Source organism: uncultured Methanobrevibacter sp., assembly GCF_937906425.1.
Taxonomy (GTDB): Archaea; Methanobacteriota; Methanobacteria; order Methanobacteriales; family Methanobacteriaceae; genus Methanobrevibacter.
Window position 1 is genome coordinate 1 of record NZ_CALCYR010000042.1, and the last position, 8,067, is coordinate 8,067.

Consider the following 8,067-nt stretch of genomic DNA (forward strand, 5'->3'; position numbering starts at 1 on the left):
AAACTATTTATAAAAAAAATTGGAAATTTCAATTTAATATTTTCAAACTATTTATAAAAAAAATTGGAAATTTCAATTTAATATTTTCAAACTATTTATTAAAAATTGAAAAACTTTATAAGTGATTATTGTTTATCTTATATAGCCGGTGATAAATAATGGTTAATGTTACTAAAGAAAACAGGAAAGTAGTAAAAAATATTGGTAAAAATAAAATGAATAAACACAAAACTGAAAGAGAAATTACTTTGGATGTATCTCCTTTTATGGCAGCATATTTCCTAGGATATGTGAAATCCCAAAAAGGAGAAAAAATAGCAAGTGAAGATGTTGAAAAATTGTTGATGGGAGTCTGTTTATCTATGGGTATCAACCCAATAGAAGACATTACTGATTTGTTCAATGCATTGTTTGGCTCTGTAAAAGAAGAAAATGAAGAACCATTGAGTTTCTATTCATGATTCTCACTTTTCTTTTATTTTTTTTAATAGGTTTTTATTTGATTGTATTTTTTTATAAAAACCTGTTTTTGTATTTTTTAGGTTTTTAAATGATTGTATTTTTTTATAAAAACCTGTTTTTGTATTTTTTAAGTAATTTAGATTAATATTTTTTTAGCCATTTTAACTAATTTTTAATAAATCTTTAAACTTATTTTTTTATAATTTCCTAATCTACTCTTATTTTTTTCCGATAAATTTATTTATTCTCTTTTAAAAAAATTTTAGTAAGGCTGTTTAATTTTATTCATTGTTTTTAAAACAATTTTTATTTATTCTCTTTTAAAAAAATTTTAATAAAGCTGTTTGATTTAATTCATTGTTTTAAAAACAGTCATTAAAAAAACTTTAAATTAACTCTTAAACAAAATAAAAATAAAAACTTCAATTAATGTGTTACCATGATAGAAAATATTCTAATACTAAGTGTAGGAGGTTCTCCAGAACCTCTAATCTTTTCAATAAACAAGTTCAATCCAGACAGAATCATATTTCTGCACACTCCACAGACATTTAAGGAAATAGACAAAATAATAAAGGAAACCAAGTATTCCAAAAATATTGAAAGCTTTGAAATCACAGATCCTGAAAGTCTTGATGAGTCATTTGCAGTTTCAAAAAAGGTCTTTTCCTCGTTCAGTGATTCAAACAGCTATGAGGTTACAGTTGACTTTACAGGAGGAACAAAACCTATGGTTTCAGGCATTGTGCTTGCTGTAGTCGAGGGAAACTACTCCAACTTCAAGTTCAGTTATGTAGGTTCAAAGGACAGCGAAAGCAGAAACAAGAATGGCGTAGGTATTGTCAAGGACGGTTCTGAAATCACAAAGATGCAGATAAATCCATATAAAAAATATGCAATCACTGAATTTAAGCGTGGAAAGAGTTTCTTCAATTCATATCAGTTTGAAGCTGCACGTGAAAACTTCACATGTGCAAAGAGGAGATTGGAACATGATGAAAATCAGGTAAATCTTGCTGTTATATATAGAAAGCTTGTCAAGTTCTATCAAATCTGGGACAAGTTCTATGACAAGAAGTCAAGAAGCCTTGACTTATATGATTATTTAACAGACATAAACAATAAAATAAAGGGAAACAAGTACAATTATGATTCCTTCAATGGCACAGACTTTTATATCCAGTTAAACAATAACCTGAAGTTTTTAAGCCTTAAGATGCGCGGAGTTGAGATGGAGGATGAGGACAATTCAGAAAGTGCGCTTCTAAAAAACAGAATAAAATATTATCTGCCGGATCTTATTAACAATGCTAGAAGAAGAATTGATGAGGCAAAATATGACGATGCGGTAGCAAGATTGTATAGGGTAAATGAATTGATTGCACAAATCAAGTTATGTGAATATGACCTTATCCTTGAAAATAGGCTTCAGGCACAGAAGGAATTTGTAATAAGTGTTGACAAAATCAAGCAAAAGGCAAGGGGTCAGACAAATGAGACTGCTATAGGGGCATTCATTGAGAGAAATTCAAATAAGAAGGACCTTAATAAAGGCATATTAAGACTTTCAAATGACAGAAGTTATGAGCTTCTTGAATTCTTTGACTTTGAAAAGGAGGAGAAATTTGATGAACTCAACACTGCACTTAAGGTAAGAAACAATTCAATATTGGCTCATGGATTAAATCCAATCAGTGAAGAAAAGGCTATTGCCCTCTTTGAAAAGACAGTTGTTTATGCAAGCTCTTATTTCGAGGACTTGGAAGACTTAATGGAATTGGCTAAGTTTCCAAAGTTTGAAATTTAATTGTTAAATCTTCTTTAAGTTCAATTTTTTCTATTAAAAATTTTTATTTTAAATTTTTTTTCACTTTTTAATAATTTTTTACTACTTTTTTATAAAAATTTTTATTTTTAATTTTTTACTACTTTTTTAAAATTTAACTACTAATTTAATTTTTACTACTTTTTTAAATTTTATAATTTTTTTAGTAATTTTATAAAAAATTTTCTATTTTTAATCATTTTAATCAACTAATCATATACATCTACTTATTTAAAAATTTTAAAATTAATATTTATTTTAATTTAATTAATTGCAAGTACAATTATTTTAATAGTTATTAAATTATTTTTATTTTAATTATTCATTTTATTAAGAATATTAATCAAATATTTCTTTTTAAAAATTCTACTTTTTTTAATTTAATTATTCAGTTTTTAATTATTCTACTTTTTTTACTTATCATTCAATATTGTTTAAATCTTATCAAAAAAGCCTTAATTTATAAAATAAATAAACTTAATTAATTGAAAAATAAATATAATACTATAAAAATTAGGTCGTGTTATCATAAAGGATTTCAGCTTTTTAAACAATATCAATGAGGAATTGGATAACATATTGGATCATTGCAATAAAATGGAAAACAATATCCATTCTCACCCAGAATATTCAATAAATGAAGCTTCAAAAGTCCTTTTACGCCTAATTAAAGATATATTTAAAAGGGAAAATATTTCAGAAAGTCAAAAGCAAGAGAAATATTATAAATGGCAGAGCAGTGAAAAAATCAGGCTTGGTCAAGATGGTGACTTCAAATATGTCGCCTATGATAAAAACAATCTTTGGATAGCAATAAATCTTATACGTGAATTTGACCTATATCCTAAAGATCAAATCGATATGATGAATCAAATCCGTTTGATGAGAAACAAGATTGAGCATGGTTCAATATATGATGATTACAGCAATGTCGAGCTTAGAATTTTTGCAAACACCTTTTCTGATTTTCTTCATGAATTTGCAATGGAATACTATACCCGTTATAATCTGTTTAATGAGGGAAGCAACAAGTATAAATGTCCCCTTTTGGATGATGTTGAATATGATTCAAGTTCAAATCATTCCTGCACCAATTTCAAAAGCTGTCAAAGGAAGGAAAATGCATACAAGCACCTCAGCAATCTGAAGATTCTTGATGAAATCAAGGAGGAATATGGTTTTTCAAATATAAACAACCTTAATGATTTGGAAGAATACTGCAGCTATTTTGATTATTTCCTAAGCAGATGCTCCTATGTTGAGGACAATGAGAGACTGATTTCATCAATAAACAATGTAAAAAGTTTTGACAGGGAAAACTATAACAATATAGAATCAGTTGAGTATGAATACAATCTAATCAAGGAAGAGATTCTTGACGAAAAGAGAAACAGCACATTAAAAAAGGAACTTCAACTGCTTAATGAAAAGATTATTCAGGCCCAGGATATCTTAAAGCAGATGAGCCTAAACTATAAAACGGTTTTAATCAATAAGTTAAGTCTCTTTGAGGATTATAAGAATAATTTGAAAATTCTAAACAACAAGCCTAATTTCATTAATGATTTTGATGAAATTGAACTATTGCTTGAGATAATTGAAGACAAGCAAAATGATTCAATAATATTTGATTTTGAATATATTGATATAAGCAATGCAGTCAATAACTTTGAGGAAAGCATTGCGAATTCAATATTAAAAAAGGATATTGTTTATGAGTCAGGTTTTGCTGCTAATGGCTCATTTAGTTCATCAAAGGATTCTAATTCAGATTTTAATTCTTCTAAGGATTCTAATTTTAGTTCATCAAATAATTTTAATTCTTCAAATAATGTTAATTCAGATTTTAATTCTTCAAATAATTTTAATTCTAATCCAAATTCTTCAAATGAGTCTAATTCTAATTCTACTAATGGTTCAGATTCAGATTCAAATCAAAAACTTCCATTTGAAATTGAACTTGACGAGTATGACAAAAACCTAAGATTGCTAAACAGTGACAAGGCCATTGAATTTAAGAAAATACATGACATTGACTCTAAAATTAAATTTTACAAAAACAAGCTTAACAGATTATTAAATAAGGACCAATATAACGAAATCAAGGAACTCTTTGAATACCTCTTTGGAAAAGGTTTCACCCTTAATGAGGTAATGGAATATAAAAATCAGATTGATGCAGCAAAGATTCAAGTTAGAAACTGCCAAATCACATTAAACAATTATGCAAAGGAAGAGAAAAAGACTGAAGTTCTTGTAAATCAGGCAAGGCTCCTTATTCAGCATACAAAAGCCTATGATTATTATTCATCCATATTTAATCAGATGAATGAAAACAAGCTTAAGCTTGCCAAATATGACAATTGGGATTACAATTCAAAGAAACTTGAAAAAATCTTTGGAAACCTATATGATGGATTCAACTCAAATCTGGACATATTGCATAAGGAATTTGAAATCAACAAGGAGTATTCCCTCCTCATTAAGGAAGGATTCTTTTCAGAAGACCTTGGAATTCATGTTGATAAGATTCAGTTAAAAAGGGACTTAACATCCTTTGAAACAATAAAGAAGGAAATTGACCTTAGAATATTGTCTATTAACAATCAATTAAGTCATAAATATTCTATTTTAAGCAGTGAAAATCTTTATGACCTTGAATTTGATAGGATAATTGAAATTTCCAACAATGTAATTAAAGAACTTGATATGATTTTAAGTTCAAATATCCTATACAATTCAAAAGAGATATTGGAGAATGATGAAGAATTGAACTTAAACATTGGCAGTTTAGAGAAAGACAATTCCCAAGAGGATAAAAAAGAGTCTGAACATTCATTAAAGCATATTTTCTTAAAGATAGGAAAAAAAGAGGAAAATGAATTTAAATCTGAAAATTCTAATTATAATAATTTTAATTTTAATAATCCTAATTCAGATCCTAATAATCCTAATTTAGATTCTAATAATCCTAATTCAGATTATAATAATTCTAATTTAGGTTCTAATAATTCTAATAATTCTAATAATTCTAATAATTCTAATAATTCTAATAATTCTATTAATTCTAATTTTGAATTAAATGATTCCGGTAAAAAATTAAATAAATACACATTTGATTTGGATGAAATAGATAAAAAAGAGAATAGTTTTAATTTCAATAATAAAAATAATAAAAATTATCAAAATAACAATTTTGATTTAAATAAAAATAAAAATAATAAAAATAGTAATTCTGATTTAAATGAAGTCGTTTCTAATTTAGAAAGCAATATTTACGACCTTTCAATTAATCAATTAAAAGAATACATAAGTAATGAAACTGAAGATATTGATGAAATATTGGAGCTACTTGATCTTGAGTACATCACATTGCTTATGAATTCAAGGGATTCAAATAGGGAAACCCTGGAAAATTGCAAGAGGAAGTTTAATCAATTCCTTGAGGATTCCATATTGAAGGAAAATATAGAAAATGACACTTATGCTAAGGAATTCTTTAAGGACAAATGGGATGGAATCAATTCTAATCATAAGGAATTGAATAAGTATCTGTCTAAATCACGGGCATTCACTGACCTGATTGACAAGGGAGTATTGTCAAGAAAGACAGAGGAGATTATTAATAAGGATATTCAATTGGAATTCAAGTTAAATGAATTAAGCAGAATCAATGATCTCTTAAGAAAGGATGAATTGATTGCTACGCTTCTTGCAGATAAAACTGACAATTTGTTTCGAACTGACTTTGAATTGATTAAATCCACTTTAAATGAATTTTATGGAGATTGTATGAAGTTAAATTCTTAAAAGATTTTATTTAATAATTTCATACGTTTTTTTAATTTAATTTAAATTTATTATTTTTTTCTTAATTTTAATTTAAATTATTATTTTTTACTAAAATTAATTTTAATTTCTTATTTTTTTCAAAAATTAATTTAAATTTATTATTTTTTTCTAAAATTAATCCGAATCCTTAAAAAAACTCATTTTAATTATTCAATAATGATCATCTTTTTTTAAATATCCGATGTGATCATAATGTCCCAAGAAATAGTCGTCCTTAGCACACAATTTAATAAATTCCTCTTCCGCAAGTTCAAATAAATTAATACTTTTATAATATCTTATGCGTATGAGATGAACCTGAATCTCTTCCGGAAAGTGTTTTTCATAGATTTCAAGAATATTTTCGGCTCTTTCAGAGTCTCCTCCTAACATGAAATCCTCAGCATAATCCAATACATAATCCCTTTCATATTCATCATCTTCATCTAGGGACAAAAGCCTATATCTTATTCCCTCATCTATTTCACCTAATTCAAAGTGTATTAATGCCTTCAATGCATAGAGTTTCTTGTCATTATGTCCCAGGTCCTCTGCCATCCTTATGTATTCGGCTGACTCATCATATCTTTTAAGGATTATTGCAATTTCAGCAAGTGTCAATATGGTAGGGATATTTTCCATATCATATGCCAATATTTTCTTCAGGGTTTCATAGGCTTGCTCGAAATTATTATTTTCATAATGGATTCCTGCTTTAAAGCGTAGCTTTTCAAGTTCATATTCCTCATCGGCGCTTTCATTGTCCATCATGCCAAGTGCATTTTCCTTTTCCTCAAGTATAGTATATGAAATTGCTACACTGAATTCAATTAAATTGTTGAGATTGTCTGGATCTATGATTTTATTTTCAAGCATATTCTCATATTCATATACAATTCTCTTGTATTTATTGAGTTGAAGAAGGAGGACAAACTTGCTTGTCATATTCAATTCAGTCATGCTTTCAAGCTCATTGAAATAGTGTTCAGCCATTTCAATATTGTCAAGTTTACAGTAAGCAACAACCATTGCCTCAAGAAGCATGGGATTTTCAGGATTTTTTTCAAGTTCATCCTTTCCATATTCGATTATCTTCTCATGATCCTCAAGTGAATCCCATAGACGTATAAATCCGGATTCCCTTATTCTAATGTCAGTTATTCTATCAAGGATAGTTTGGGCCTCATCATGTCTCCCGCTATTGATAAGTGCCAGTCCCTTATGGTGAAGGGCAATGTTTAAGTATTTCTCATCAGTGAGGGGGTCTTTGATTATCTCATCACAGATTTCAATTGCAAAATCATTTTCCATAATGTTTTTGTAAGCCTCTGCAAGTTTTAGCTTGTATTCTACAGATTCAGGCTTCAAATTAAGTAGTTGATAACATATTTCTATTGATTTGTGCCATTCATAGTTTTCTCTGGCAAGCTTGTTTTCTTCTTCCAGTTGACTGATTTCCTCTATCTTGCTTTTGTAATCATTGGCAAGTTCATCCTTAAGGAGTTTGTTTTCTTCCTTCAGGACTTCGTTTTCCAGTTTTAGATCTCTATATTGATTTTCAGAGATTTTTGTTTCTGAATTTTCAATCTCTAATTGGTCTTTCATATAATCACCTAATTGGATTATTTTTTGAATTACTATGAAATGACCTTGCTTGTATATAAAGCTTTTCAAATTTTTTTAAAATAGTTCTCTTTTTATAAGAAATCATATTTTTTCATAAATCCTCTCTTTTTAAGATTTATAAGAAATCATATTTTCTCTTTTTAGGATTTGTAAGAAAACATATTTACTCTTTTTAACATTTATAAGAAATCATATTTTTTATTAATAATTCTCTTTTTAAGATTTATAAGAAATCATATTTTTTCATAAATCCTCTCTTTTTAATATTGATTCAATGAATAATTGATGGAAATCTTTAAATACTAGTGTCTTCATGTTAAGTA

4 protein-coding genes are annotated in these 8,067 nt (G+C 27.4%); 3 read left to right on the top strand and 1 reads right to left on the bottom strand.

What is annotated here, in order from left to right:
- Positions 1 to 215 precede the first annotated feature (215 nt).
- The 3 genes from Q0138_RS01230 (at position 216) to Q0138_RS01240 (ending at position 6,097) form a co-directional block, all read left to right on the top strand.
- The gene (locus tag Q0138_RS01230) at positions 216 to 461 is read left to right on the top strand and encodes a hypothetical protein (RefSeq protein ID WP_297979804.1); all 246 of its coding nucleotides are present in this window, start codon (positions 216 to 218) and stop codon (positions 459 to 461) included.
- 440 nt (positions 462 to 901) lie between these two features.
- The gene (locus Q0138_RS01235) at positions 902 to 2,269 is read left to right on the top strand and encodes a TIGR02710 family CRISPR-associated CARF protein (RefSeq protein WP_297979806.1); all 1,368 of its coding nucleotides are present in this window, start codon (positions 902 to 904) and stop codon (positions 2,267 to 2,269) included.
- A 585-nt stretch (positions 2,270 to 2,854) separates the two neighbouring features.
- A complete protein-coding gene (locus Q0138_RS01240) occupies positions 2,855 to 6,097 on the top strand; it encodes a hypothetical protein (RefSeq protein ID WP_297979808.1) in 3,243 nt (1,080 codons plus the stop codon).
- 192 nt (positions 6,098 to 6,289) lie between these two features.
- Here Q0138_RS01240 and Q0138_RS01245 read toward each other — a convergent pair whose 3' ends face one another.
- Positions 6,290 to 7,723, bottom strand: coding sequence for a tetratricopeptide repeat protein (locus Q0138_RS01245; protein ID WP_297979811.1), 1,434 nt, complete (start codon positions 7,721 to 7,723; stop codon positions 6,290 to 6,292).
- Positions 7,724 to 8,067 lie beyond the last annotated feature (344 nt).

Bases quoted from the DNA above. Each gene is read 5' to 3' on its own strand.
- Q0138_RS01230 (WP_297979804.1), top strand. From the start codon at position 216: ATGAATAAACACAAAACTGAAAGAGAAATTACTTTGGATGTATCTCCT.
- Q0138_RS01235 (WP_297979806.1), top strand. From the start codon at position 902: ATGATAGAAAATATTCTAATACTAAGTGTAGGAGGTTCTCCAGAACCT.
- Q0138_RS01245 (WP_297979811.1), bottom strand. From the start codon at position 7,723: ATGAAAGACCAATTAGAGATTGAAAATTCAGAAACAAAAATCTCTGAA.